This is a genomic window from Psychromonas marina (assembly GCF_030161115.1).
In the GTDB taxonomy this organism is placed as follows: Bacteria; Pseudomonadota; Gammaproteobacteria; order Enterobacterales; family Psychromonadaceae; genus Psychromonas; species Psychromonas marina.
This window is the reverse complement of sequence record NZ_BSPQ01000001.1, coordinates 819,440-844,670: the sequence shown is the minus strand read 5'-3', so window position 1 is coordinate 844,670 and position 25,231 is coordinate 819,440. Positions and strand designations below refer to the sequence as shown.

25 protein-coding genes and 3 tRNA genes are annotated in these 25,231 nt (G+C 39.4%); 10 read left to right on the top strand and 18 right to left on the bottom strand.

Annotated features, from left to right (window positions below; genetic code table 11):
* The 6 genes from QQK09_RS04005 to QQK09_RS03980 all read right to left on the bottom strand — a co-directional run bounded on the left by QQK09_RS04005 (position 1) and on the right by QQK09_RS03980 (position 5,193).
* Entirely contained in the window at positions 1 to 1,284 is a 1,284-nt protein-coding gene (locus QQK09_RS04005; protein ID WP_284202822.1) for an HlyC/CorC family transporter, read from the bottom strand.
* 311 nt (positions 1,285 to 1,595) lie between these two features.
* Complete coding sequence (locus QQK09_RS04000) at positions 1,596 to 2,222, bottom strand: TIGR04219 family outer membrane beta-barrel protein (RefSeq protein WP_284202821.1); 627 nt, start codon at positions 2,220 to 2,222, stop codon at positions 1,596 to 1,598.
* 15 nt (positions 2,223 to 2,237) lie between these two features.
* Positions 2,238 to 2,696 carry a copper chaperone PCu(A)C gene (locus QQK09_RS03995; RefSeq protein ID WP_284202820.1) on the bottom strand — a complete coding sequence of 153 codons (459 nt, stop codon included), beginning with the start codon at positions 2,694 to 2,696 and terminating at the stop codon, positions 2,238 to 2,240.
* Positions 2,693 to 2,899 carry a hypothetical protein gene (locus tag QQK09_RS03990; RefSeq protein ID WP_284202819.1) on the bottom strand — a complete coding sequence of 69 codons (207 nt, stop codon included), beginning with the start codon at positions 2,897 to 2,899 and terminating at the stop codon, positions 2,693 to 2,695. Before QQK09_RS03990 ends, QQK09_RS03995 begins: the two co-directional genes overlap by 4 nt.
* A 76-nt stretch (positions 2,900 to 2,975) precedes the next feature.
* Positions 2,976 to 3,476 carry an acetolactate synthase small subunit gene (gene ilvN, locus QQK09_RS03985; RefSeq protein ID WP_284202818.1) on the bottom strand — a complete coding sequence of 167 codons (501 nt, stop codon included), beginning with the start codon at positions 3,474 to 3,476 and terminating at the stop codon, positions 2,976 to 2,978.
* The gene (locus QQK09_RS03980) at positions 3,469 to 5,193 is read right to left on the bottom strand and encodes an acetolactate synthase 3 large subunit (RefSeq protein ID WP_284202817.1); all 1,725 of its coding nucleotides are present in this window, start codon (positions 5,191 to 5,193) and stop codon (positions 3,469 to 3,471) included. The genes ilvN and QQK09_RS03980 overlap by 8 nt, the downstream gene beginning before the upstream one ends.
* A gap of 255 nt (positions 5,194 to 5,448) precedes the next feature.
* Here QQK09_RS03980 and QQK09_RS03975 point away from each other — a divergent pair, with 255 nt between their 5' ends.
* The 3 genes from QQK09_RS03975 to lysS all read left to right on the top strand — a co-directional run bounded on the left by QQK09_RS03975 (position 5,449) and on the right by lysS (position 8,698).
* Positions 5,449 to 5,922: a thioredoxin family protein gene (locus QQK09_RS03975; protein ID WP_284202816.1), complete on the top strand. Its 474-nt coding sequence runs from the start codon at positions 5,449 to 5,451 to the stop codon at positions 5,920 to 5,922.
* A gap of 98 nt (positions 5,923 to 6,020) precedes the next feature.
* Positions 6,021 to 7,119, top strand: a protein-coding gene (gene prfB, locus QQK09_RS03970; protein WP_284202815.1) for a peptide chain release factor 2 whose coding sequence is annotated in 2 segments (ribosomal slippage) — positions 6,021 to 6,095 and positions 6,097 to 7,119 — 1,098 coding nt in all. Because the reading frame shifts where the segments join, the coding sequence is not laid out codon by codon here.
* Between the two features lie 61 nt (positions 7,120 to 7,180).
* Complete coding sequence (gene lysS / locus QQK09_RS03965) at positions 7,181 to 8,698, top strand: lysine--tRNA ligase (protein WP_284202814.1); 1,518 nt, start codon at positions 7,181 to 7,183, stop codon at positions 8,696 to 8,698.
* A 163-nt stretch (positions 8,699 to 8,861) separates the two neighbouring features.
* Here the strand turns inward: lysS and QQK09_RS03960 are convergent, their stop codons facing one another.
* The 6 genes from QQK09_RS03960 to rpsF all read right to left on the bottom strand — a co-directional run bounded on the left by QQK09_RS03960 (position 8,862) and on the right by rpsF (position 13,357).
* Positions 8,862 to 9,323 (bottom strand): GAF domain-containing protein, encoded by a 462-nt coding sequence (locus QQK09_RS03960; protein ID WP_284202813.1) that lies wholly within the window; start codon positions 9,321 to 9,323, stop codon positions 8,862 to 8,864.
* A 265-nt stretch (positions 9,324 to 9,588) separates the two neighbouring features.
* Positions 9,589 to 11,253 carry a methyl-accepting chemotaxis protein gene (locus tag QQK09_RS03955; RefSeq protein WP_284202812.1) on the bottom strand — a complete coding sequence of 555 codons (1,665 nt, stop codon included), beginning with the start codon at positions 11,251 to 11,253 and terminating at the stop codon, positions 9,589 to 9,591.
* Between the two features lie 703 nt (positions 11,254 to 11,956).
* The gene (gene rplI / locus QQK09_RS03950) at positions 11,957 to 12,409 is read right to left on the bottom strand and encodes a 50S ribosomal protein L9 (protein ID WP_284202811.1); all 453 of its coding nucleotides are present in this window, start codon (positions 12,407 to 12,409) and stop codon (positions 11,957 to 11,959) included.
* Positions 12,410 to 12,425: 16 nt separating this feature from the next.
* Complete coding sequence (gene rpsR / locus QQK09_RS03945) at positions 12,426 to 12,653, bottom strand: 30S ribosomal protein S18 (RefSeq protein ID WP_101107902.1); 228 nt, start codon at positions 12,651 to 12,653, stop codon at positions 12,426 to 12,428.
* A gap of 9 nt (positions 12,654 to 12,662) precedes the next feature.
* The gene (gene priB / locus QQK09_RS03940) at positions 12,663 to 12,968 is read right to left on the bottom strand and encodes a primosomal replication protein N (protein ID WP_284202810.1); all 306 of its coding nucleotides are present in this window, start codon (positions 12,966 to 12,968) and stop codon (positions 12,663 to 12,665) included.
* 8 nt (positions 12,969 to 12,976) lie between these two features.
* Positions 12,977 to 13,357, bottom strand: coding sequence for a 30S ribosomal protein S6 (gene rpsF, locus QQK09_RS03935; RefSeq protein WP_284202809.1), 381 nt, complete (start codon positions 13,355 to 13,357; stop codon positions 12,977 to 12,979).
* A 219-nt stretch (positions 13,358 to 13,576) separates the two neighbouring features.
* Here rpsF and QQK09_RS03930 point away from each other — a divergent pair, with 219 nt between their 5' ends.
* Entirely contained in the window at positions 13,577 to 14,806 is a 1,230-nt protein-coding gene (locus tag QQK09_RS03930; protein ID WP_284202808.1) for a DUF481 domain-containing protein, read from the top strand.
* A gap of 173 nt (positions 14,807 to 14,979) precedes the next feature.
* Here the strand turns inward: QQK09_RS03930 and rlmB are convergent, their stop codons facing one another.
* Positions 14,980 to 15,720, bottom strand: a complete 741-nt coding sequence (gene rlmB, locus QQK09_RS03925) for a 23S rRNA (guanosine(2251)-2'-O)-methyltransferase RlmB (protein ID WP_284202807.1) — start codon at positions 15,718 to 15,720, stop codon at positions 14,980 to 14,982.
* Between the two features lie 64 nt (positions 15,721 to 15,784).
* Entirely contained in the window at positions 15,785 to 18,367 is a 2,583-nt protein-coding gene (gene rnr, locus QQK09_RS03920) for a ribonuclease R (protein WP_284202806.1), read from the bottom strand.
* A gap of 254 nt (positions 18,368 to 18,621) precedes the next feature.
* Between rnr and QQK09_RS03915 the strand changes: the two genes are divergently transcribed.
* From QQK09_RS03915 to QQK09_RS03900, 4 genes are all read left to right on the top strand, one after another.
* A tRNA-Arg gene (locus tag QQK09_RS03915) sits at positions 18,622 to 18,698 on the top strand.
* 46 nt (positions 18,699 to 18,744) lie between these two features.
* A tRNA-His gene (locus tag QQK09_RS03910) sits at positions 18,745 to 18,820 on the top strand.
* Between the two features lie 26 nt (positions 18,821 to 18,846).
* Positions 18,847 to 18,923, top strand: a tRNA-Pro gene (locus QQK09_RS03905).
* A gap of 610 nt (positions 18,924 to 19,533) precedes the next feature.
* Positions 19,534 to 20,037, top strand: a complete 504-nt coding sequence (locus QQK09_RS03900) for a hypothetical protein (protein ID WP_284202805.1) — start codon at positions 19,534 to 19,536, stop codon at positions 20,035 to 20,037.
* 11 nt (positions 20,038 to 20,048) lie between these two features.
* Here the strand turns inward: QQK09_RS03900 and QQK09_RS03895 are convergent, their stop codons facing one another.
* The gene (locus QQK09_RS03895) at positions 20,049 to 21,392 is read right to left on the bottom strand and encodes a BamA/TamA family outer membrane protein (protein ID WP_284202804.1); all 1,344 of its coding nucleotides are present in this window, start codon (positions 21,390 to 21,392) and stop codon (positions 20,049 to 20,051) included.
* 133 nt (positions 21,393 to 21,525) lie between these two features.
* On the opposite strand from QQK09_RS03895, the gene QQK09_RS03890 reads away from it, so the two are divergent.
* A complete protein-coding gene (locus QQK09_RS03890; RefSeq protein WP_284202803.1) occupies positions 21,526 to 21,936 on the top strand; it encodes a hypothetical protein in 411 nt (136 codons plus the stop codon).
* Between the two features lie 77 nt (positions 21,937 to 22,013).
* Complete coding sequence (gloA, locus tag QQK09_RS03885; protein ID WP_284202802.1) at positions 22,014 to 22,418, top strand: lactoylglutathione lyase; 405 nt, start codon at positions 22,014 to 22,016, stop codon at positions 22,416 to 22,418.
* A 42-nt stretch (positions 22,419 to 22,460) separates the two neighbouring features.
* Here the strand turns inward: gloA and QQK09_RS03880 are convergent, their stop codons facing one another.
* The 3 genes from QQK09_RS03880 to QQK09_RS03870 all read right to left on the bottom strand — a co-directional run bounded on the left by QQK09_RS03880 (position 22,461) and on the right by QQK09_RS03870 (position 25,205).
* Positions 22,461 to 23,414: an energy transducer TonB gene (locus QQK09_RS03880; protein WP_284202801.1), complete on the bottom strand. Its 954-nt coding sequence runs from the start codon at positions 23,412 to 23,414 to the stop codon at positions 22,461 to 22,463.
* Between the two features lie 36 nt (positions 23,415 to 23,450).
* A complete protein-coding gene (locus QQK09_RS03875) occupies positions 23,451 to 24,512 on the bottom strand; it encodes a MotA/TolQ/ExbB proton channel family protein (RefSeq protein ID WP_284202800.1) in 1,062 nt (353 codons plus the stop codon).
* Between the two features lie 105 nt (positions 24,513 to 24,617).
* Positions 24,618 to 25,205, bottom strand: a complete 588-nt coding sequence (locus tag QQK09_RS03870) for a hypothetical protein (RefSeq protein ID WP_284202799.1) — start codon at positions 25,203 to 25,205, stop codon at positions 24,618 to 24,620.
* Positions 25,206 to 25,231 lie beyond the last annotated feature (26 nt).

The following is a 25,231-nucleotide window of genomic DNA, read 5'->3' as shown; positions in this document are numbered from 1 at the left end:
TTACTTCTCTTTATCTGCGTCAATGTAGAAGTGTGGCAATACTTTAACTAGTTTAACCATATTGTTTTCCACCTCTAAAATCTCCATTGGATAACCACAAATACGTGTACTTATCTTTCCTGTTGGAATCGTTTCTAAATGTTCAACAATCAAACCATTTAACGTCCGTGGGCCATCAGTAGGTAGTGTCCAACCCATCTCTTTATTAATATCACGAATACCTAAGCTACCTTCAATAATATATGAGTCATCCAATTGCTTGTGGATCTCTTGTGAGCTTGTTGGTTCATGAGTTGTCGTGAAGTCACCTACAATCTCTTCGAGAATATCAGCCAGTGTTACTAACCCTTGGATATCGCCATATTCATCGACTACGAGCCCGATACGCTCTTTATTGTATTGGAACTTAATCAATTGAGTATTAAGCGGTGTTCCTTCTGGTATGAAATACAGCTCGCGTACGCTACGAAGTAATGTCGTTTTCGTAAAGTCTTCTTTTAATAGAATCAGTAAAGAGTCTCGTGCATGTACAAACCCAATCGCATCATCAATGGTATCTCGGTACAAGAGTGTCATAGTATGGGTACGATGCTTTAACTGTTTTAAAATTACTTCCCAATCTTGGTTGATATCAATCGCTGCAATTTCATTACGTGGGATCATAATTTCATCAACGGTTACTTTTTCTAGTTCTAATATACTGAGTAACATCTGTTGATGGTGCGCTGGAATCATCGAACCAGCTTCATTAACCACTGAGCGTAATTCGTCACTGGAAAGTGCGTTATCATTTTGCTGGTTTACGTTGATACCAAAAATACGTAATAAACCGTTGGAGATACCATTGATCATCCAAACTAATGGGCTCAACAGCTTTTGTAGCGGTCTTAATATGTAAGAGCTTGGAAAGGCTATCTTCTCCGGGTAGAGCACCGCTAATGTTTTTGGTGTGACTTCTGCAAAGATAAGAATAACTAGGGTTAATACACCTGTCGCGATCGCTATTCCGGCATCGCCAAATAATCTTTGTCCTAAAATAGTTGCCAGTGCTGAAGCTAAAATATTAACTAAATTGTTGCCAATTAAGATTAACCCTATCAGTTTGTCGGGTTTATTCAATAGTGCTTCGACACGCATTGCATTTTTATCTTTGTCATTAACAAGGTGGCGTAATCGATAGCGGTTTAGTGACATCATGCTTGTTTCTGAGCTAGAAAAGTAAGCAGAAATAACAATCAAAATGACCAATGTTATTAATAATGCACTAGTGGGTATGTCGTTCAAAATATTCTCTTTTAGTTAGCGAATGTAAGTTAACCGATACTAACGAAGAAAAGCGGATAAAACAAAGTTCATTACGATTATTCTTATAAAGATTTGAGCTCTATGTAAAGATATTTAACATTATTATTGAGCTTCTGTATTCTAAAAGAAGATTATTGAATCAAGTCTTATGTATTATAAAATGAAATGGAGAAGTAAGCAGGAAGTGTACTTTACTGTTTATGATGGATTTATTTATTGAAAGAAGAATATTTATCGCGTCAGTCATTAAAATCCCTGCTTGTATTATGCAGGGATTTTAATTGAGAAGGTTAGAAGTGTACTGCTAAGCCTGCAAATAAGCCTTTATTCTCTTGTGTGCGTTTATTGATTTCGAACTCTTGCATACGGTAACCTGCACGTACAGAGAAATTCAACAATAAAGAATCTGGGTTAAATGTGTAAGCTAAACCGAATTCAGTATCAGTTGCGCTGTCATCAGTTAATGAACCACCCACAATTTCTGCAAATGCATGCATGCCGGTACCCGGAATATGTACTTTTGCAGCAGCGTAAGCCTGACCTAAGCTAGCACTTTGATTTTCAATACCCTCAAGGTCTGTATAAGCTAAACCTAAGTCAAATTCAAACAAACCATTGTCAAACAGTTCGTAGTATAAAATACCATTTAGCGCTGAACTTGAAAGCTCACCTGATGTGTTTTTATATTCAGAGCTTAGATCTGAGTATTTTAATTTTACATTGGGTATTAATGGAATAAAGTGCTCAAAGGCAACGAAACCAGAGATATTGTTGGTATCTTCAAGGCCATCAGTGCTGTCGGTGTAGCTTGTTTTTGTTGTGCGGTAATCTACACCTGCATAGATACCTACAAAGTCTGCCATTGTTGGCATGCTGAAAGCTGTTGCAATGGCTGCTGCACAAATTTGTTTTTTCATAATTTATTCCGTTTATTATTGGTTGTGTTTCATTTTCTTTTTGGTGGTAATTTTTTTAATTGGAGCGTCAATCGTGATTTCATCTCCATTATCAAAATAAAGTCTTAGCCTCACATTTTCACCCTCAACGAGGGGGGATTTTAAGCCTAAAAACATCACATGAAAGCTGCCTGGTCGAAGTATTGCAGTGCCGTTCGCATCAACCTCAATTGCTTCTACTTGACGCATTTTCATCATACCATCGCTCATGATATGACTATGTAATTCAACACGTTCAGCGATATCGCTGCTTACTGTTATCAGTTTACGTGAAATATCACTGCTATTATGAATTTTCATAAAAGCAGCACTATTTTGAGAATGGGGAGGTGTAGCGCGAACATGCGCGTCTTCAATGCTAAAGACTGCTGCATTGGCGAAATTAGTGTTGAGCAATATTAACGAGAATAATAGTGAGCTGATTAATTTCATCATTTATGATCATCTTTTTTGAAAAAGTAATAATACAGACCAATGGCAAGTAAAATCCAAAAGCCAAATTTAAAAACAAATGAAACTGTGCTGAGTAAAATAAAGCTAAGTACCAATATTAGGGCGATTACACTTAAGCTAATCGCTGAGATACCAAACATAAAAAGCACAAATCCTGATAATAATAGTGCCGCTAACTCAAACATGCTGTTCCTTAAAATAAAAAATGCAAAGCCTAAAGATTATGACTTTGCATTATACCAAGTTGAAAGTTGAGTAAGATTAGCTACGTAATGCTTTTTCACCACGAGCAATACCACATACACCTGAGCGTACTACTTCAACAATTTCACTTGTATCTTCAATCGTTGCTAAAAAAGCATCTAATTTACTGCAAGCACCTGTTAATTGAATAGTATACAAATTAGGTGTGATATCAACAATTTGACCACGATAAATGTCAGCAGTACGTTTTACTTCTTGGCGTAATTCTGCATTTGGTGTGCGTATTTTAACCAACATTAATTCACGTTCAACGTGTGAACCTTCAGTCAATTCAGAAACGCGTAATACATCAACGAGCTTATGTAGCTGTTTCATCATCTGTTCAAGTGTTGCTCTACAATCAACTTCCGTTGTAATCGTCATTCTTGATAATGTTAAATCGTTAGTTGGTGAAACGGTTAATGACTCGATGTTATATGCGCGTTGTGCAAATAAGCCAACAACACGGGCAAGTGCCCCTGATTCATTTTCTAATAATACTGAAATAATACTACGCATCGGTTCTCTCCGTTTTACTCAGGTACATATCTTCCATACTGCCGAACTTAACTTGCATTGGGTAAACATGTTCTTCTGGGTCTATCGCCACATCAATAAATACCACGCGATCTTTTAATTCAAATGCACGTTCTAATGCAGGTTCAAGCTCTTCAATCTTATCTACTTTGATGCCAATGTGGTTATACGCTTCAGATAATTTAACAAAATCTGGCACACTATCCATATAAGAGTGAGATTGACGGCCACCGTAAAACATTTTTTGCCACTGTTTAACCATCCCTAATGAGCGGTTGTTTAATAGCAAAATAACAACAGGGATGTTGTATTGCATACAAGTCGATAGCTCTTGAATATTCATTTGAATAGAGCCGTCACCCGTTACACAAACTACGGGACGATCTGGAAATGCAATTTTACAGCCCATTGCAGCTGGTAAGCCAAAGCCCATTGTGCCCGCTCCACCAGAGTTGATCCATTGGCGAGGTTCTTTAAATGGGTAATATTGTGCAGCCACCATTTGATGCTGACCAACATCAGAAGTGACGATTGCATCACCCTTAGTCACTTTGTACAAAGCTTGAATCACTTGTTGTGGTTTGATATGTGTTTCAGATGTTTGGTACGCAAGGCAATCTTTAGCACGCCATTCATTAATTTGATCCCACCAAGCATTAATACTTTCACTGTCATTGGTTGCTTGAGTTTCTTCAAGAAGATCTAACATTTGTTGTAGTACAACTTCAATTGAACCTACGATCGGTAAATCGGCATGAATGTTCTTAGAGATCGAGGTTGGGTCGATGTCTATCTGCATGATTTTTGCATTCGGGCAGAATTTATCTACATTGTTGGTTACACGGTCGTCAAAACGGGCACCCGCAGAAAAGATAAGATCGGCATTGTGCATTGATAAGTTGGCTTCATAAGTTCCATGCATGCCCAACATACCTATAAATTGCTTGTGTTGGCCTGGAAATGCACCAAGACCCATTAGGGTATTGGTTACTGGTAGATTTAACTTCTCTGCTAGTGCTAACACTTGTTTTGAAGCATTGGCAATAATTGAGCCTCCACCAACATATAAAACAGGTTTTTTAGCACTTAATAAAGCGGCTACCGCGCGTTTGATTTGCCCTTTATGACCACTCAGTGTTGGGTGATATGAACGTAAGCTAACACTTTCAGGATATTCATAAGGGAATTTATTCAGCGGGCTTTGCACGTCTTTTGGCAGATCAATGACTACTGGACCTGGTCGACCTGTTGATGCAATGTAAAATGCTTTTTTTATTGCAATAGGGATCTCTTCAGCGGTACGACATGAAAAACTGTGCTTTACGACAGGGCGAGAAACACCGATCATATCTGTTTCTTGGAAAGCATCATCGCCAATCCAATTGGTTGGAACCTGACCAGATAAAACAACCAGTGGGATGGAGTCCATATAAGCAGTAGCAATACCGGTTATACAGTTCGTAGCACCAGGGCCCGCCGTCACTAATACAGTACCGACTTTACCGGTTGCACGAGAGTAAGCATCAGCCATATGTACAGCAGCTTGCTCATGACGTACTAAATAATGTTCAATTTTATCCGATTGAAAAATTGCATCGTAGATATCTAAAACTGAACCACCGGGGTAACCGAAAATATGTTCAATACCTTCGTCTTGTAGAGAGCGCACAACCATTTCGGCGCCAGATAACATTTCCATATATATTTCCTTTATTTACAATTGATCAATTGCGTTGCTCACTACCTGTATCGGGTAGAGGCAAACTTTCTTTGTTATTTATGGCTATAAATAGCATTGAATAACAAGTGGACGTTAACTGTACTGTATTAATAAAAAATTGCACCTAATAAAGTGACTTATTCACGCTTATTTATTGACCTCAAATGAAAAGCATTATGATGAATTCGAAAAATTGATGTTAGTAGGCTATTTTATATAAAAAGGAGTATTGATATGGCTATATATGTTTTGGTTTGTCCATCTTGCCATGTAGTAAATAAGGTCTTAGAAAACTCGTTTCTAAATGCCCCGCTATGCAGTGCTTGCGATACAAAGCTCTTATCTGCTCTCCCTATCGAAGCAGATGAAAAATTATTTCATCATGTTATCAATCACTCAACCCTGCCTGTTATGGTCACCTTCTGGGCATCTTGGTCTGGTAGAAGTCATGAAATGGCAGAAGCAGTCTCTTCATTCGCCGTACTATTCCAACAGGATGCTGTTTTTTTAAGAATCAATAGTAAACAGGAACAAGTACTTGCCAATACCTATAAGCTTGTTGATATTCCAACGTTTATTCTATTTAAATCTGGCGTTGAATACCATCGAGTGCAAGGGGGGATTGGAGAACGTGAACTGCATGCCTGGCTAGAGCGTTACCTGCGTGTTAAAAGAAAAAAACAACCACATCATCATTCCTCTGTTTAATTAATCTCAGCGGATTTTTATTTTACCTCAGTACTATATATTTGCAGCTAGATTGGTTAAAATTCGTCTCTTCCATATCGAAGCTGTAGAGATAACGAATGTTTGAAATCAACCCCGTTTTAAATAAAGTAAAAGACCTTACTGAGCGCGCTGAGCTGCTTAGGGGGTATCTTTGACTATGATGCCAAATCTGAGCGTCTAGAAGAAGTTAGCCGAGAACTTGAATCACCAGAGGTTTGGAATGAACCTGCACGAGCACAAGCATTAGGTAAAGAGCGCAGTGCATTAGAACTCGTTGTTGAAACGATTGATGCATTAGATGCCGGTTGTGAAGAGATTCAGATGCTGGTGGATATGGCTGTTGAAGAAAAAGACCAAGATAGTTTTGATGAAGCGGTTAGTGAAGCTGATGAGTTAGAAAAGAAGCTCGAAGTGCTAGAGTTTCGTCGTATGTTCTCTGGGCAAAATGATGTTTGCTCTTGTTACCTTGATATTCAATCAGGTAGTGGTGGCACAGAAGCACAAGATTGGGCTAATATGCTACTGCGTATGTATTTGCGTTGGGGTGAAGCAAACGGTTATAAAACCGAATTGATGGAAGTTTCAGCGGGTGATGTTGCTGGTATTAAAGGTGCAACAATCCGCTTTAGCGGTGAATATGCCTATGGTTGGTTACGTACCGAAACAGGTGTACACCGTTTAGTACGTAAATCTCCATTTGACTCATCAGGCAAGCGCCATACCTCTTTTGCTTCTGCGTTTATTTATCCAGAAATAGAAGATGATATCGATATTCAAATTAATCCTGCAGATCTACGTATCGATGTTTATCGTGCGTCTGGTGCAGGTGGTCAGCATGTAAATACAACCGAATCTGCGGTACGTATTACTCACGTGCCAACCAACATTGTTGTACAGTGTCAAAATGATCGCTCGCAACATAAAAATAAAGATCAAGCGATGAAGCAGTTGAAGGCAAAACTGTACGAGCATGAGCTACAGCTTCAAAACGCAGAGAAACAGATCAGTGAAGATAATAAATCAGATATTGGCTGGGGAAGCCAGATACGTTCATATGTATTAGATGATGCGCGTATTAAAGATTTAAGAACCGGTATTGAAAGCCGCAATCCACAACGAGTGCTTGACGGTGAGCTTAATCAATTTATCGAAGCCAGCTTAAAATCAGGCTTATAAAAATTAAGTTGCGCTATAGTCGTACTCATTAAAGAAATAACTAAAGAGATAGGAAATTACCATGTCAGAACAAAATCAAACAGAAGCACCAAAAGAAGACCTAAATGATATTCTTAGCGCACGCTTAGAAAAACTAGATGCAATGCGTGCTAAAGGGCAGGCATTCCCAAATGATTTTCGTCGTAAACATATCTCTGATGAACTGCGTGCAAAGTATGCTGAAAAAAGTAAAGAAGAGTTAGAAGAATTAGCGGTTGAGGTAACGATTGCTGGTCGTATGATGACTCGCCGTGTGATGGGTAAAGCGAGTTTTGCAACAATCCAAGATATGGGTGGTCAAGTTCAGGTTTACGTTGCACGTGATAATTTAGCAGAAGGCTTCTATAACACTGAATTTAAAAAATGGGATTTAGGAGATATCGTCGGCGTACAGGGTGTTTTATTTAAAACTAAAACCGATGAACTAAGTGTAAAAGTAAGTGAAATTCGTATTTTAACTAAAGCACTTCGTCCACTACCTGATAAATTCCACGGTCTATCTGATACAGAATCTTGTTACCGTCAACGTTATCTTGATCTTATTGCGAATGAAGCATCACGTAAAACATTTATTTTACGTAACAAAATCGTTTCAGCAATTCGTAACTACTTAGACGAACGTAACTTCATGGAAGTTGAAACGCCGATGTTACAAGCGATTCCTGGTGGCGCATCAGCTAAACCGTTTGAAACATTTCATAATGCGTTAGACTTACCAATGTTCCTACGTATTTCACCAGAGTTAAACCTTAAACGTTTAGTTGTTGGTGGATTTGAGCGTGTATACGAAATTAACCGTAGCTTCCGTAACGAAGGTGTTTCAACGCGTCACAACCCTGAATTCACAATGATTGAGTTCTACCAAGCATATGCTGATTACATTGACCTAATGAACCTAACAGAAGATATGCTACGTAGCATCACTGAAAATGTATTAGGTTCAAGTGTTGTGAATTACGGTGAAGAGCAGTTTGATTTTGGTAAACCATTCATTCGTATGACAATGAAAGAGTCTGTTGTTGAATATAACGAAGGTATCGAAGCGAGTGAGCTTGATACAATGGAAGGTCTAAAAGCGGTTGCTGCACGTTTCAATGTTAACCTGAAAGATGGTTGGGGCACTGGTAAAGTGTTAACTGAGATCTTTGAAGAAACTGCAGAGCATAAACTGATTCAACCTACGTTTATTACAGCATACCCTGCTGAAGTTTCACCACTAGCACGCCGTAGTGATGAAGACCCTGATCTAACAGATCGCTTTGAATTCTTCGTTGGTGGTCGTGAACTAGCCAATGGTTTCTCTGAGCTAAACGATGCACAAGACCAAGCACAACGCTTTATGGATCAAGTTGCACAGAAAGACGCGGGTGATGATGAAGCGATGTTCTACGATGCAGATTACGTGACTGCATTAGAGCACGGTTTGCCACCAACAGCGGGTGAAGGTATTGGTATCGACCGTCTAGTAATGCTATTTACTGATAGCCATACAATTCGTGACGTATTACTGTTCCCACACATGCGTCCACAAGCTAAATAGTTAGCGGTCAGTTTTTAGCTGTCAGCTTTTAGCTGTCAGTTTTTAGCTGTCAGTTTTTAGCTGTCAGTTTTTAGCTGTCAGTTTTTAGCTGTCAGCTGTCAACTTTTAGCTGAGTCAAAATCAAGCCTCGTTTTACGGGGCTTTTTTGTGCCTGTTTAAAACATTAAAAAAGCAGTTCAGCTTGTATATGTTCAACAAAGTGGGAAAGGCCTTGCTGGTCGATTTCATTGAAGCGATCAGTGATTGGGCTATCGATATCTAAAACAGCGACAGTCCTGCCATTACAATTGATTGGCACGACAATTTCAGACTGACTCGCGGCATCACAAGCAATATGACCGGGGAATTCATGTACGTCAGCAATACGCTGAATTGTATTGGTGCTGAATGCTTTGCCACAAACTCCTTTATCTAATTCAATGCGTACACAAGCGACGTTGCCTTGAAATGGTCCTAAAACCAACTGGTCATTGTTTAATAGATAAAAACCGACCCAGTTAATATTGTCTAAATTCATATTAAGCAGAGCGCTGATATTTGCTAAGTTAGCAGTGAGATCTTTCTCTCCCGAGATAAGGGCGAGTGCTTGTTGTGTTAATAGTTGGTAATCGCTTAATGTTTTCATCTTTATCACTTACTTTTAAAAAGAGTTAAGGTTACAAACAATAAAGATTTTTTTAGTTAAAACAAGAGGAATGAGTTACGTATTGCTATTAGCTACCTGTGGATAGTTATTCGCTATTAGGAAAGCAATGCGCTAGCTTCCACCTGTGTTTTGGCCTAACTCATAGCTAGTAGGGTAAAGCGGAGTGCTAAATTTTCATATTTTGAACAAAAAAATACCCACGTAGCGGTGAGTATTTTAACGTTATATTGGCAAAAGGTGGGGGTTATGTTTTGAATTGACCCACTAGCTCGCCGAGTTTGTCACCTTCAGTTAATACATTCGCTGCAATTTTTTCTGCCTCTGTACTATTTTCTGTCAGTGAATTAACAATTTTTTGAATAGCACAAATATTACGGTTTACCTCTTCGGTTACTGAGCTCTGCTCGGTTGTAGCTGTTGCAATCTGCGTACTCATATCATTGATAGATGTGATAGCAGTGGTAACAGAAGTTAAGCTCTCTGATATTGCACGAGACGAATCAACAGAGCGTACACTGCGCTCTTGGCTTAAGGACATCGCATTAACAGATTGTGCGACTAATCGATGGAGCTCGTTAAGCATCTCGTTAATCTCTAATGTACTCGTCTGGGTACGACTTGCTAAGCTTCTAACTTCATCTGCAACAACAGCAAAACCACGCCCCTGTTCGCCTGCTCGTGCTGCTTCAATAGCTGCATTAAGTGCCAACAGGTTAGTTTGTTCTGCAATAGAGCCGATAACAGTAAGTACATTATTTATTTTTTGAGATTGTTCGCTTAATGAATTCATACTACTTGCTGCACCATCAATCTCATCGACTAATGCAGTGACTTCAGATAAAGAAACTTCAACACACTCTTGTGCATGTAAGACATCATCAGTAACGGCTTGTGTTGCCTCTGCTACTTGATTGGTATTATTGGCCACTTCATTGGCGGTTGAAGACATCTCAGTAATTGCAGAAACAACCTGATCTGTCTCATTATTATGATGTTGTAGCTGGGTTGCTATCGCACTACTCTGTTGATTCATATCACTCCCTGCTTTGGTAATACCTACTGTTGCGGAGTTTATATCTGAAATAGTATTTTGTAACCTCTCAACAAATAGGTTGAATGATCGACCAAGTTGCGCTATTTCATCGTCACCTTGTATCGTAAGACGTTGAGTTAAATCGCCTTCACCTTGTGCGATATCGTTGAGATTATCGGCCATCCCTTGAATTGGTTTAACCATTTTTGCTGCTGAAATATATATGATGATACTAGTAATAATAATTAACCCACCTGCGATGAGTAGCATGAAAAGCATTTTTTCATGAAAAGAGGTTGTTGCATTTAGTGCATAATTTTCAATTACTTCTTCAATGTCATCAAGGTAAGCACCTGTCCCTAGCATCCAGTTAGTGCCAGGGATAATAACGGCATAGCCTAGTTTTTCAATTTGTGCCGTTTCACCTGGTTTTTGATAAAAATAAGAAAAAATACCATCTCCATTTTTAGCTGCATCGAGTAGCCCAACAATTATCTTATTTCCCTTACTATCGGCTAAGTTGATTAAGTTTTTGCCCTCTATTTCTGGTTTTAAACCGTGAAATATGTTTTTTCCATCGGTATCATAAATGTAAAAATATCCTGCCTTTCCAAAAGTGATTCCACGCAAAGCCCCTTTAATATCTCCTTGATTAGGTAGCGTTTTTTGATATGAAACAATCCCGGAAGCAACTTCTGTTACCTCTTTAAGTTGCTGCTTTCTCTCCTTAATTAATGCGCTGCGAAATTCTGCAACCCCATGCTCAAGTTCATCCATTTCAATGTTGTAAGAGATTGATGTAATCAGCACTAAAGTCCCTATTAATGGGATAAGTGTCAGTGTTAACAGCTTGCCAAGCAGATTGAATTTACTCATTGTTGCTCCTAGATTTTTGGAAAATATAGTTTGTTCCATTTACTACAAGAGGGAAAACAGCATTGTTTTTTACCCCGGTATTTTTATGATGGTGATTATTTTATGGTTTTACAGTTATATATGTTTTATCGGCAGCTTGTTGTTAAAGTACAGTCTGTTTTTATCAAGTTTTGGTCTTTTTTGTGGTTGTGGCGTTGATGGGGAGTTGTATCTGAGCTGTAGGAAAATTCATTCATTTATGTCACTGAATAAAAGGGGAAGTTTTCTAAAAACACTGACAGATTGAATAGTTTTTATTTATATGGGCAATGTAAAGAGGGCAGTGAAGTGTAGTATTCATTGTTTTTATTACCATTCTGATACCTTTTTGTTATTATTTTTAGGTGTTTGGTGTGTTACTTAGTAAACGTTTTGAGAGGGTGCTTCAGATAAATAGGTAATGAGTGGTTAGTCACTCGTTTTTAGTGAAATTATAAGGTGGTGACTGACAGCTTAACACTAACGGATTTTTTGTTGAAACTCAGACAAAAAAATTGTTTTTGTAGATTACTCAGCAGCAACAACTTCAAGGTTAACAATGATTGAAACGTCAGAGCCCGTGTTTACAGAAAGTGAAACTGCAATCGTAGTTTCTTGAGTTTCAGACAAAAAAATACCCGCTCGAAAGCAGGTATTTTTTAAACATTAAAATTGTTTTTGCAGATTACTCAGCAGCAACAACTTCAAGGTTAACAATTACTGAAACGTCAGAGTGTACAGAAACTGCAATCTCGTAAGTACCAGTATTGCGTAAAGCGCCTTCAGGAAGACGAACTTCACTTTTAACTACAGCTACACCAGCAGCAGAGATTGCATCAGCAATATCACGCGTACCGATTGAACCGAATAGTTTACCTTCATCACCACATTTAGATGCGATTGTTACCGCTTCTAAAGCTTCAAGTGTAGCGCCACGCGTTTGTGCAGCAGCAAGGTTCGCAGCTTGTTTAGCTTCTAATTCAGCACGACGTGCTTCAAAAGCTTCTAAATTTGCTTTGTTTGCTGGTACAGCTTTTTGCTGTGGGAAAAGAAAGTTACGTGCGTAACCTGCTTTAACGTTCACTTTATCGCCAAGTTTACCAAGGTTAGCAACTGTATCTTGTAGAATAACTTCCATAATATATAGCTCCTATTTACTTGTGTAAATCTGTGTATGGGATAAGCGACAAGTAACGTGCACGTTTGATAGCGCGCGCTAGTTGACGTTGGTATTTTGCACTTGTGCCAGTAATACGGCTTGGTACAATTTTACCACTTTCTGTAATGTAATTTTTTAACGTAGCTACGTCTTTGTAATCAATTTCGCTAACACCTTCAGCAGTGAAGCGACAGAATTTACGACGGCGGAAGTAACGAGCCATGGTATTTCCTCAAATATGTTCTATGTACTGAGCGTGCAACACTAATTTGCCAATATTATTGGCGCTTTGTTGATAAGTGATAAAACCACTTACCCTAAGTTGCATACCTTTCGATAATGTGTTTTTTAACTGAGTGGCGAGTGTTCCACTAATTGCAATGGGCATATAACAAAACGCATTACGTGGTAGTTCAACCTCTTTTTGCACGGAGCGATGTTCGATTGTAAAATTACAATGCTCAACACCACTTGGACTAACTTTGAATGTTGGCTTTTCAGTTACAACACCCGATAGGCGCAAAAAGTTCTCAGTCACTAAGTTTCTTATGCTTCAGCAGTTGCTTCTGGAGCAGCGTCTGGGCGTGGAGCACGAGGAGCACGCTCTTCTTTTGCTTTAGCCACAACAGATGCTTCAGTAACAGCAGTTTTAGTACGCATGATCATATTACGGATCACTGCATCGTTGAAACGGAAAGCAGTTTCCAAGTCATCGATTACGTTTTGCTCTGCTTCAATGTTCATAAGAACATAGTGTGCTTTGTGAAGTTTGTTAATTGGGTAAGCCAGTTGACGACGGCCCCAATCTTCAAGACGGTGGATCGTACCGCCAGCTTCTGTAATAGATGCTGTGTAACGCTCAACCATACCATTTACTTGTTCACTCTGATCAGGGTGAACCATAACTACGATTTCATAATGACGCATATAAAAATCGCTCCTTACGGGTTAGTAGCTTCTTGACTTGGCTCAGCCGGACCAAATAGAAGCAAGGAACAAAAAGAGTGGCTGAATTAAGGCGACAAATCATACAGTTTACTGTGACGCAACGCAAGTTAAGTTCGCATCTCAATTTCTAGCGTTGCATCTGTATTTTAACGCTCTAAAATACGCTTCGTTAATCCTTTAATATTTGAGAGTTATTTAGTGAATTACCGTTGGTTTTATATTCTTTTAGCAAATATTGCGCTGCTTAGTGCAAATATTTGGCTGTTTGTAGATAAATCCTCGCCAGACGTCGTGCAAGATAAAGACTCCGACGTCGAGTTACCTGTATTTAAGGTGGGTCCATTAAAAGATTTTGGTATTTCATCGGTTCAGAGTTTTCATTTTCCATTAATGGATCCGTTACCCTCGAAAGAGGAACAATTGCAAACGCTGCTTATTCAAACTCAATCCACTGTTATCCAAAAAGATAATACGATCAAGAAAGAGCAGCAAAAACGTACTCAAACTTCTCAGAGATTCTCTTTATTAAGCAAAGAAAATGCAGTGTTACAGCAACAGCTGCTGGCGTTAGAAGAAGAACTGAAAAAACAACAAGCGTTATTATCCGATGAAAAATCGAAGGTTGCACGTCTAGGAAAAGTTGAAAAAGAGGTGCCTGTCTTTGAAACGCAAATAACGCGCGTCAAAAATGCCATCGACAGTAAACCCGACCTTATTAAATCAAAGGTGACTACGAGTAAACCTGGAAATGAGTCATCAACCGATGAAATAGAGATAAAGAAATTTTCGGGTTCAATGGAGTTTGGCTTTTCATATGAGCAAGATAATCAGGTAACAAGATCCTTAAATGGACGTTTGATTCTCGATTATGATGAGGTTGATAAATACAATTTTAATAGTGACTTAGAATTTGAATTTGAAAATGAAGATGATGAAAGCTCTACTCAAAAATATCGTTGGCAATTACAGTCTGATTATAATTTAGATCCCGCTAATCTTGTTTATGCGCGCAGTGATATTAATCGTAGTAAATTCTCAAGTTATGAGCAGGAAGATATTTTTACCATAGGTTATGGACGAATATTTTTTAATACAGAGCGCCACAAGTTTAATATTGAGATTGGGCCTGGTTATCGTTTTGCTGTCCCCAATGCGGGTGAAGATGCAGTTTCTATTGATGAATTTATTGTTCGAACAAGGCTAAACTATGAGCGTGTTGTTACTGATAGTTTGCAAGTTGCGATCGATACGGTATTAGAAACGGGGCGGGGTAACAGTGTCCATAGCGTTAACTTCAAAGCACAAAATCGTATCTACCAAGAGTTATACCTGATTTTTAACTTTGATTATAAATTTACCCAAAATGTACCAGTCGATACGGTTAATCAAGAGATAAGCAGTGGGTTAAGTTTATTGTATGCGTTTTAGGGTAGCAACGCTTTAAGGCTGGAAAGCTAGAGGTTGAATACTTGAAGACTTGAAAGCTTGAATGCCTGAAAGTCAGAAGGTTAGAAAGCTGGAAAGTAAGATGGCTTAAAGGCTTGAAAGTTAGAGGGGGTTAGCCTTCCTGCTTTCCAGCCTTATTACGTTTGTAGCGCTTTTTAGCGTCTTTGACGTACTACTTCAAACAAACACACGCCCGTTGCTACAGAAACGTTTAAGCTCGATACAGCGCCTGCCATAGGCAGTTTAATAAGCTCATCACAGTGTTCACGTGTTAAGCGACGTAAACCTTTACCTTCCGCACCCATCGCAATCGCAATGCCGCCAGCAAATTTACAGTCGTAAACTTCTTGCTCTGCTTCACCTGCTGTACCGTATAACCAAATGCCTTTTTCTTGCAGGTCGCGCATACAGCGCGCAAGGTTAGTTACGTGAATTAATGGAACCGACTCAGCCGCACCACAAGCAACTTTACGCACAACGGGTGTGAAACTTGCTGAATTATCTTTAGGGATAATCACCGCATGCACACCTGCTGCATCTGCGCTACGTAAACAAGCACCTAAGTTATGCGGGTCAGTTACCCCATCTAAAATAAGTAAAAATGGTGGTTCATTTAACTCATTCAGAATAGGTTCTAAATCATTATCTGTTAACACTTTTGCAATTTTAATACGGGCAATCACACCTTGATGTTGTTCATCATTAGATTTTTCATCGAGTGATTTACGTAGCATCTGTTGTACTGAAATCCCCCATTCTTGTGCTTTTTGAGTGATATCAGTTAGACGTTGATCATCACGACCTTTTAATGTGTATATTTCAATGACACGCTCAGGTTGTGTTTCTAATATCGCATCAACGGCGTGCATGCCGTAAATTAGTTCACTTTTGCTCATCTTACTTATCTCTTTGTAAAGAGGTGAAACGTTAGTTTCACCTATAAATATTATTATCTATATATTATCTATTGTTATTTGGCTTAGCACTTGAACGTGCTGCACGACTTGCTTTTTTCTGCGTTGCCGTGGTTTTCTTCTTTTTCGAAGAAGAGGTGTTCTTTTCGCCTTGTGCTACTTTTCTTTTAGGCTTTTTTTTCTGTTTGTTAGCCGCTTTTCTTTTAGCAAGCTCTTCTTCTGTTAGCTTATTACTTTTCTTTACAAACGGTTTTTTAGGCTTATCAGAAGGCTTGTTAGCAGATTCATCATCAGTTTTGGCTGTAGATTGTTCATTTTCCTGACGCTCTTTTTTATTGCGCTTGCGTTTATCAATCGGACGATCTTTTTTAGGTGCCGATTTAGCGTGATCTTTAGATTTATCACCTGTTTTTAAACCACGTTTACGTTGGCCTGCCACTGCTTCATCATTTAGTTCGAAGTCGATTTTTTTATCGTCTAAGTTAATCGATAGCACTTTAACTTCCAGTACATCACCAATACGGTAAGTACGACCTGTACGTTCGCCTTTGAGGGTTTGTTTACCCGCATCAAAGATATAATAATCACTGATTAATCCGGTTACATGAACCAAACCATCAATATGGATATCATTCAAACGTACAAAGAAACCAAAGTTCGTTACCGCCGCAATGGTACCGACCATTACATCACCAATGTGATCTTGCATATATTCACATTTAAGTGCATCAGCAACATCACGTGTTGCATCATCAGCACGACGTTCTGTCATTGAACAATGCTCGCCTAATACGCCCATTTCACTGTGTTGGTAATGGAAACCACCGGTTTCAGTCCATTTCGATTTTAACTGACCTTTCTCTTGGTGTTGCACAAGGTACTTAATAGCACGATGTAAAATCAAGTCAGGGTAACGACGAATAGGCGAGGTGAAGTGCGAGTATTCACCTAATGCTAAGCCAAAGTGACCAAGATTTTCATCTTGATAAACAGCTTGTTTCATTGAGCGTAGCAGCATCGTTTGTAATAACTCACTGTCTTCACGACCGGCAAATACTTCTGCTAAATCAGCGTAATCACGTGGGGCAGGTTTATCGCCACCACCAAGGCTTAAGCCTAGTTCACCCAGGAATGAACGGAAGTTAACCAGCTTCTCTTCACTTGGTGTTTCATGAACGCGGAATAAAGCGGCAGCTTGTGCGCTTTCAATTAAACGCGCTGATGCAACGTTTGCTTGAATCATACATTCTTCGATGATCTTGTGTGCATCGTTACGTACAAGTGGTTCAATCGATGAAATTTTACGGTTTTCATCAAAGATGAAACGCGTTTCTAATGTTTCAAATTCCATGCCACCACGAATCTTACGTGCTTTTTTGAATGCTTTATAAAGGTTTTCAAGTTCTTCTAAGTGAGGTACAAGTGGATTGTATTGCTCACGTAATTCAGTATCACCCGCTAAGATTTTAGCAACCTTAGTGTAAGTAAAGCGTGCGTGTGAGTTCATCACCGCTTCGTAGAATTTGTAATCTTTTAAATGACCATCTTTACCAATCACCATTTCACTTACCATACACAGGCGATTTACTTGTGGATTAAGTGAACATAGGCCATTAGACAGTACTTCTGGTAGCATCGGGATAACTTGGTCTGGGAAGTAAACAGAGTTACCACGGTTGATCGCTTCTTTATCTAAAATAGTATTGTTGCGTACGTAATAACTTACATCTGCAATCGCAACCCATAAACGCCAGCCGCCATCAGGCTCTTTCTGACAGAAAACGGCATCATCGAAATCACGAGCATCTTCGCCATCAATCGTAACTAGCGGTAATTCGCGTAGATCAACACGGCCTTCAATCGCGTGATCTGGCACAAATTCGCCAAACACTTTTAACTCTTTTTCTAACCCCTCAGGCCATTCATGTGGAATGTCATGAGTACGTAGTGCGATTTCTACCTCCATACCAGGTTGCATATCTTGGCCAAGTACTTCAGTGATTTTACCTAATGCGCTGAAACGTGCTTTTGGACGATGGATGATTTCAACCACAACGATTTGACCATGACGTGCGCCACAGTTGTTTTCCTTGTTGATTAAAATCTGTTGGTTGATGCGTGAGTCATCAGGGATCACCATCGCTAAACCATCTTCAACAAAATAACGGCCCACAATAGTGCCAGTACGTGCTTCCAATAAACGAACGAAGCGTGCTTCAGTTCGGCCGCGAGAGTCTACTTTTACAGGCTGCGCTAAAATCTCATCTCCGTGAAATAGGAAGCGCATTTGATGTGCTGGTAAAAAGAGGTCTTTTTCTTGATCTGGGCTCTTTAAAAAGCCAAAACCATCTTTATGACCAATAACCTTGCCTTTCACTAAGTCCAGTTTATCAGGTAAGGCGTAAGTTGCATTACGGCACCATACTAATTGACCATCACGTTCCATCGCTTTTAAACGGCGGCGAAGTCCTTCCGCTTCCTCTTCACTACTGAGTGAAAAAGCATTAAAAATAGCGTCACGCGTAATAGGCTTCGCTTGTTTTTCTAGGAATTCTAAAATGAACTCACGGCTAGGTACCGGATGTTCGTATGTTTGTGATTCTCGTTCGAGATGCGGGTCTTGTGTCATAATGAAGGCTCTTAATAAAGTAATTAAATAAAGTATATCTGAAAATGTGAAAAGCATCTTATTTATAATGAGATCGATCTATTTTAAAAAATGCCTGCTTGAGTCATGATAGGCAAGCTCAGTATGTTTTTTATGCCTATTTCTTAGAATTGTTTGAACAATAAGCAATTAAACAGTAATTTCAAAAAATGTTTAAAAAAGGGTAGACATAAACAGCAAGCTTGAGTAATATCCGCGCCACGCCAAAGACGTGAGCACCCGTAGCTCAGCTGGATAGAGCGTTGCCCTCCGGAGGCAAAGGCCACAGGTTCGACTCCTGTCGGGTGCGCCATAACTTCGGAAGACAATGATTCAGTTCTTTGGTAACTAGTTTAGTGGCGGATGTAGCTCAGTTGGTAGAGCCCCGGATTGTGATTCCGGTTGTCGCGGGTTCAATCCCCGTCATTCGCCCCATCTTTTCTAGATGTAAAACAGATTCTCGGTGATTAGCGCAGCTTGGTAGCGCACCTGGTTTGGGACCAGGGGGTCAGAGGTTCGAATCCTCTATCACCGACCACACATAGAAAAGCCCGCTTAACTGAACAAGTTAAGCGGGCTTTTTGCATTTTTGAGGGGGATGAATCTTAATAGCAAGTTAAGCGACCTCTGGGTTCTTCACTGGTTCGAATCCTTTATCATCGACCACATTTGAAAAGCCCGCTTAGTTTAATTACTAAGCGGGCTTTTTGCATTTTAGGGGTTATGAATCTTAATAGTAAGTTAAGCGACCTCTGGGTTCTTCACTGGCTCGAATCCTTTATCACCGACCACATTTGAAAAGCCCGCTTAGTTTAATTACTAAGCGGGCTTTTTGCATTTTAGGGGTTATGAATCTTAATAGTAAGTTAAGCGACCTCTGGGTTCTTCACTGGCTCGAATCTTCTATCACCGACCACATTTGAAAAGCCCGCTTAGTTTAATTACTAAGCGGGATTTTTGCATTTAAGTGTTTATTAATTTTAATAGTAAGTTCCTAACTGGTTTGAGTCAGACTCATCTTAATATCGCCTTAATAATTATCTCAAATCATCTTTACTATAAATTGTAATCGATTCCTTGACCTATTTTAGTGGTTGTCATGCTAAGTTGGTGCTTAGTAAACATGACAACAACAGTGATAACTATCAATGAAATTATTAGCGGATAAAAATGGTGAGCAGTTCCTTAATATTATTGAGGAAGAGGGAGATTCGGTTGTAGTTCAATTTATCTCTAATCAGGGCGAGCTGAAAGGAAAACCTTTTAGAGACTCTCTGAGTGACTTAATGGTTGTTGGCTGGACTCATCGTGGTACTTCTACCGCGATTGGTTTGAATAGTTTTAAGGATGGCGGCCTTGAAGACGCGCGGGTAAGTTTTGCATTACACCAACTATACCCGATGGGCCGAAAGGTTCGATTACCTTCGGGAGAGGTAGTATTGACCGCAAGTTATGCGAATACCCATGCCGATGGTTATTATATGTATATTCGCCGTGCTAATACGGATCAGCTCTCACGCATGAAGATCACCCCAGATTGGGTATTACTGCCCTCAGATAAGTTGCTCGCATTACCCTATTACCCTAAACCAAGAACACAGCAAGAGCTTGATGTTATTGATGAGTTTGAACGATGGTCTGGTGGATTCTAAGCATTAAACCATTAAAAAGGTTGCTGTAGCATAAACCACATTGCACTGCCTTCTTCACCAAAGGCCATTTCAAAACGAACTGGGACTTTAGCTGCAAGGGTACGAATACTAAACCCGACGTCGTATTTCATATCAGTAAGCAGTTCCCCTAAGTCATATTTTTCAGCAACACGGCCTGCCTCTGCAAAGAGTACGATTTGGAACCAATCAATTGGAAAAGGGTTCCACTTTTGATTGGCCATTGGGTTTAACTGTGGAATAAATCGATATTCTATTGTGCCATAAATAGCGGCTTTATCATTGAAACGATTGGTATCGTAGGCACGCATACGGGTCCAACCTCCGAGACGCGCTCCTTCCCACATTGGAGTCTGATGTTTTTTTATTACACCACTTTCGACGAAATCTTCTGAGTCATCCCAGGAAGGGCTGTAGGCACTCCAGAAACTCATTGCGATGACGTTTTGTCTGCTCCATGAAAAATTATCCAGTTCAATATAATGTGAATAATCTACTTCTAAGGCATTCCAACTTTGGGTTGAATTGCCTATGCCAAAATCACTAGAAAGTTTTGCGCCAAAGGAGTAACCACGGGAGGGATTATCCGGATAATCGGTATTATCATGTTCTAAATATAAACGGATACCATTAGTATTTATTTCTGGTGATTCGAGCAGTTTTTCTGCGCTCCACTTAGAGTAAAAAAGCTCAGTTCCGAAGATTGTTTGCCCGGTTACAAAGGGTTTTCCTCCGCCAATATGGTCACGATTTACAGCAATGCCACGTTGTAATTTGATTTTAGGCATAACCGTTTTTTTACTTTCTCCCCAGGGTAAAACATGGCGGAAGTAAATATTAAACCAGTTATTGTAGCCCTGAGTTTGCAGTGGGCTGATCGCATCATTATCGGTGTTTTCAAGATCTTTTACAGAATCATTGCCCCCTTCGAGATAGAGGCGTTGATTAGGGTAATAGCCATAGGCACCAATACCGCTAATAAATAGACGGTCTGAAAAGCTAGGTTGGTAACCTGAAATGGCGAGCATAGCACCGGTTGTTCTTGCGCTACCCGGGTCTGTTAAATCTTCATTACGTAATGCTAATTCTTCACCAATAAAAGTAGTTGCCACAATGGTCATTTGTGGTTGAATATAACCTGAAAAGATACCCACTGCTCCCGTTGTAAAGCCCATACTGTCAGAGCTAAAAACATAAGGTAGCACCAACCATGTTTGCTGCTTGCTTTTATCTCGATTAAGATCATCGATTAAAAATTCACTCGCATAACTGGTAATAGGCAAACTTAAGATAAGGCAGAATGCGTAAATGCTTTTTTTCAAAGACTGTAAATTCATAGGGTTATTAGCTGAATGAGTTAACGTATTTTAAGTATATACTAGCGCATTAATAGGGGAAATGAGTTGAGTCTTAAATGTTAAGAAGATAGACTTTGTTGAGTGAATAACGGACAAACAACCAAGGAATGAGATGAATAAAATATTAACGAGTTCGATGTGTGTGGTATTTTTTTGTATGACAACATCAGCGGCAGCCGCTAACAAAATTGGCTTGGCGGTGGATCAAGGTTTTGGTATTACAGGGCAATTCGATAACATCAATGCTTTTATCGGCAATGATGGTTTAAGTGCTGATTACATTTTTAATCAGGGGAGTTTTAGAGAGGATATCCCGGTTAATTGGTATGTAGGGGCTGGTGGTTATTATAACTGGAGTGGGCGAGACAATATTGGTGCTCGTCTGCCATTGGGCTTAACGTTTCCCTTTGCAAAAAGGTGGGATATATATGGTCAAGTTGCTCCAGTATTGGATTTTGACCTCGATAAAAATGATCTGAAATTTAAGTTGGATTTTGCGGTCGGTATTCGTTACGCATTTTAAATTTACAATGAAAGGGCTATGGCCCTTTTTTTATACCCATTCAATTATAACTCTTAATACAATCAAATGAGGTTTTTATGCGCTTATTACATACGATGTTACGTGTTGGTGATTTAGATAAATCGATCCATTTCTATACTGCTATCTTAGAGATGAAATTACTGCGCCAGTCAGAGAATGAGGAATACAAATATACATTAGCTTTCTTGGGTTATGGTGATGAAGTAGATACGACTGTTTTAGAGTTAACCTATAATTGGGGGGCTTCTGAATATGAGATGGGCAATAGCTATGGACACATTGCCATTGAAACCGATGATATCTACGCAACTTGCGAGAAGATAAAGGCGATGGGTGGCGTTATCACCAGAGAACCAGGTCCTGTTAAAGGTGGCACAACAGTGATCGCTTTTGTTAAAGATCCTGATGGTTATATGATTGAACTGATTGATAAAAAAGATGCAGGTAATGGGCTAGGTTAGCCTTTTTAATACCTCCTCTCTATGTGATAACGTTGAGAGGAGTTATTGGTATTTAAAGGTGAACTGTTGCTCACTAGTCACCTTTTCAATGCCTTTTAAAGCGGGCATAAACCGCTCTTTAGCAATAAATTCCAGTAAAGCATCATCAAGTATTTTATGTCCACTTGAATTAACAATTTGCATGTTTTTGGTTTTTCCCTGCATATTAACGATAAATTTTGCGCTTACCGTTCCTTGTAAATTACTCGCCTTCGCAGCTTGAGGGTAAGTTGGTTTATTACCTGATACCGCAATAGCCACTTGTAGGCCAGGCAAAGCGGAGGGTTGTTGAGCTTTTATCTGCTTCTTAAAAACACGTTTTTGTTTTTCACTTTCTGTCCCTGTTTCCACGTTAGCAACCTGCTTAGTTTTCGCTTTGCTCTTTTGCTGTGAAACACTGCTAACAGGTGTGTTTTTTGCTTGTGTTTTTTTAGCGGTCGCTGGCTTTTGAATTGCACTACTTTTGACTGCTGTGGTTTTTTTCTTGGTGGGCGGAGGCGGGAGATCTAAGTGAAAATCACGCTCAAAAAATTCCCCTTTAATTAGCGCGACATCACTTGCGGCAGTCGATTTAATGGACGCTTGAAAGTGCTTGGTTTTTTCACTGTTTTTCTTTGGACTTTCGACAACGGGTAAGCTCTTTTCTGTGCTTGTTATGCTGCTTTTCTCAATTGTTGGTGCTGCCGTTGAGCTAATAGCAGTTATGACCTTAGGTATTACTGGCACCTCTTTTGCAACCGAAGCAATTGTTGGCATCGATGCTAATTGTTGTTTTTCTAATACCGCTTGTTGCTCTAGTTCAGCCGCTATTGTTAAATCTAGTGGAATCACTTTTTGCTTGATTGTTTGTGCACTGAGATCTTCTTTCACAGAAAGCAATTCAGGCTCTTGGTTATAATAAAAAAACAGCGTGTATAAAATTAAACTTATAATAATAAAGGGAAGATAACGCATCATTTGTCTATTTACCTTGTGTACTTATGTGTAATTCCATTACAGATTTTTAGTTTTCTTTAGGTGAGCGGTTTCCTGCTGCTCTTGCAACTTTACCTCATCAACACCATACAGCTCTTGCTCCTCATCTACCGCATTTTGATGGGTCTCAAACAGTGAGGAAGGAGCATCATCATTTTTTTTCTTCTTCTTCTTCTTTCTATTGGGTTGCTGCAATTGATCTTTGTACATATCAATGAGAGAGGATTGAGAGGTCTTATGCAGGTCCTTCATATCTTTGTGTAAGCTAACATTAACTTCATCTGAACCTTCTTTAAATTCATAGTGATAAGGCATTTCACTTTGTTCTGCGACGGTTTCTGTTGTCTGCGTTTTAGCTGAGAAACGTTGTTCTTGCAGCGCCATAATCTCACTTATTTGATTAGTGATTAGGGATTTTTGTTGGCAAATATAGCTAAATTCGCTACTTATATTTTGTAGGTGATCCTTCAGTTTATTTGCTTGAGTTTGGAATATTTTATAGGGGATAAAAGCGAACAGAGCCACACTCAATCCTAATGCACTAGCAATAAGTGCATTAGCAATAGCCCCCAATAATGTACTTAAGTCATTGTTACCTTGTTGGTTTAGTGTGTTCAATGTATCAATTAAACCTAACACGGTGCCTAAAAAGCCCAGTAAGAGTGCAATAAAAACAGCGCTTCGTAATAGTGCCTGCCCTTGCAACATTAAGCTTACTTGATGTTTTGCATAGGATTGTATTCTTTGTTGTGGTGAGAAAGGTAGAGAGTTAATACCCTGTTGCAACATATTAAGTGCAGGCGTATCGAGGCTTTGGCAACAAATAAGCGCTTGTTGTTTGTCATTTTTATTAAGTGATGCAAAGCAGTCATTGATGGCGAAATGTTCTTTTTTTAGGTGGTAGCTAATCCATGAGAAGGTACGCTCGAGACTAACGATTGTGACTAAAAAAGAGGTAAAGAGTAATAGCCACATCACCATCCCCCCCTGTTGAAACCACTCCGGCATGGTAGCAGCAAATTGCTGAAAGAAACCGAGCTCAACAGCGGTACTTTTAATTACGGTGACTTCCACTGCCATTTTATTAAATCCCTTAATATTAATGTGATAGTTATTTTAACGTTTAATGCACAGCCAAGCAAAAAAGGATGTTAGAACTGCTTGTTAGCTAACAACCTCGCTCATTTATTCCTTTTTTGGGAGGGCATTTAAAATAAGTAGTTGTTGTTCGGTACTTTTTTCTACGATATTGGCGGTGGTTTGTAAGGCCGTCGCCATATTATCGACCTTAGCGGTGGTTTTTAATAGCATTAAGCTTGTTGGTTTTAATAGCCAATAATAAACAGCTACTAAGGCAACGATGATGATCAGCAGAAGGCTTAATAACACCATAATTACGGTTAATTGAATATTAGAAAATAGGTTGTCAATGGCGATAGTAATGGGGGGCGCTGATTGATTGATCACCTCAGGAATCTGTTTGATGGTTGTTTGTAAGCTTTCTGATAATTGGTCGATACGCTCAAAGGTGGCAATAATCTTTTCCTGCTGCTCTGCGCTGATATTAGGATCTTTCGCCATCTCTTGGAGTGCTTGTGAAGCAAGTTGGATAGACTCCTCAATATTAAGGGCGGATTGCTCAAGTTTCCCAAGTTCAATACCTACGTTAATATCTACTAAAGGCTGTTTTTCAGGTGTGCTCTCTGGTGCCATGCTAGCAAAGACTGAACCAGCAAAGAGAGTGAGGATCAGTATCGCTATTTTGTGTCCCATTTAAACTACCTTTACAATTTTATTAA

What these genes read in the sequence shown, in the direction of transcription:
- QQK09_RS04000 (WP_284202821.1), bottom strand. Translation starts at nt 2,222, where the DNA reads ATGAAAAAACAAATTTGTGCAGCAGCCATTGCAACAGCTTTCAGCATG.
- QQK09_RS03995 (WP_284202820.1), bottom strand. Translation starts at nt 2,696, where the DNA reads ATGATGAAATTAATCAGCTCACTATTATTCTCGTTAATATTGCTCAAC.
- QQK09_RS03990 (WP_284202819.1), bottom strand. Translation starts at nt 2,899, where the DNA reads ATGTTTGAGTTAGCGGCACTATTATTATCAGGATTTGTGCTTTTTATG.
- ilvN (WP_284202818.1), bottom strand. Translation starts at nt 3,476, where the DNA reads ATGCGTAGTATTATTTCAGTATTATTAGAAAATGAATCAGGGGCACTT.
- QQK09_RS03980 (WP_284202817.1), bottom strand. Translation starts at nt 5,193, where the DNA reads ATGGAAATGTTATCTGGCGCCGAAATGGTTGTGCGCTCTCTACAAGAC.
- QQK09_RS03975 (WP_284202816.1), top strand. Translation starts at nt 5,449, where the DNA reads ATGGCTATATATGTTTTGGTTTGTCCATCTTGCCATGTAGTAAATAAG.
- lysS (WP_284202814.1), top strand. Translation starts at nt 7,181, where the DNA reads ATGTCAGAACAAAATCAAACAGAAGCACCAAAAGAAGACCTAAATGAT.
- QQK09_RS03960 (WP_284202813.1), bottom strand. Translation starts at nt 9,323, where the DNA reads ATGAAAACATTAAGCGATTACCAACTATTAACACAACAAGCACTCGCC.
- QQK09_RS03955 (WP_284202812.1), bottom strand. Translation starts at nt 11,253, where the DNA reads ATGAGTAAATTCAATCTGCTTGGCAAGCTGTTAACACTGACACTTATC.
- rplI (WP_284202811.1), bottom strand. Translation starts at nt 12,409, where the DNA reads ATGGAAGTTATTCTACAAGATACAGTTGCTAACCTTGGTAAACTTGGC.
- rpsR (WP_101107902.1), bottom strand. Translation starts at nt 12,653, where the DNA reads ATGGCTCGTTACTTCCGCCGTCGTAAATTCTGTCGCTTCACTGCTGAA.
- rpsF (WP_284202809.1), bottom strand. Translation starts at nt 13,357, where the DNA reads ATGCGTCATTATGAAATCGTAGTTATGGTTCACCCTGATCAGAGTGAA.
- rlmB (WP_284202807.1), bottom strand. Translation starts at nt 15,720, where the DNA reads ATGAGCAAAAGTGAACTAATTTACGGCATGCACGCCGTTGATGCGATA.
- rnr (WP_284202806.1), bottom strand. Translation starts at nt 18,367, where the DNA reads ATGACACAAGACCCGCATCTCGAACGAGAATCACAAACATACGAACAT.
- QQK09_RS03900 (WP_284202805.1), top strand. Translation starts at nt 19,534, where the DNA reads ATGAAATTATTAGCGGATAAAAATGGTGAGCAGTTCCTTAATATTATT.
- QQK09_RS03895 (WP_284202804.1), bottom strand. Translation starts at nt 21,392, where the DNA reads ATGAATTTACAGTCTTTGAAAAAAAGCATTTACGCATTCTGCCTTATC.
- QQK09_RS03890 (WP_284202803.1), top strand. Translation starts at nt 21,526, where the DNA reads ATGAATAAAATATTAACGAGTTCGATGTGTGTGGTATTTTTTTGTATG.
- gloA (WP_284202802.1), top strand. Translation starts at nt 22,014, where the DNA reads ATGCGCTTATTACATACGATGTTACGTGTTGGTGATTTAGATAAATCG.
- QQK09_RS03880 (WP_284202801.1), bottom strand. Translation starts at nt 23,414, where the DNA reads ATGATGCGTTATCTTCCCTTTATTATTATAAGTTTAATTTTATACACG.
- QQK09_RS03875 (WP_284202800.1), bottom strand. Translation starts at nt 24,512, where the DNA reads ATGGCAGTGGAAGTCACCGTAATTAAAAGTACCGCTGTTGAGCTCGGT.
- QQK09_RS03870 (WP_284202799.1), bottom strand. Translation starts at nt 25,205, where the DNA reads ATGGGACACAAAATAGCGATACTGATCCTCACTCTCTTTGCTGGTTCA.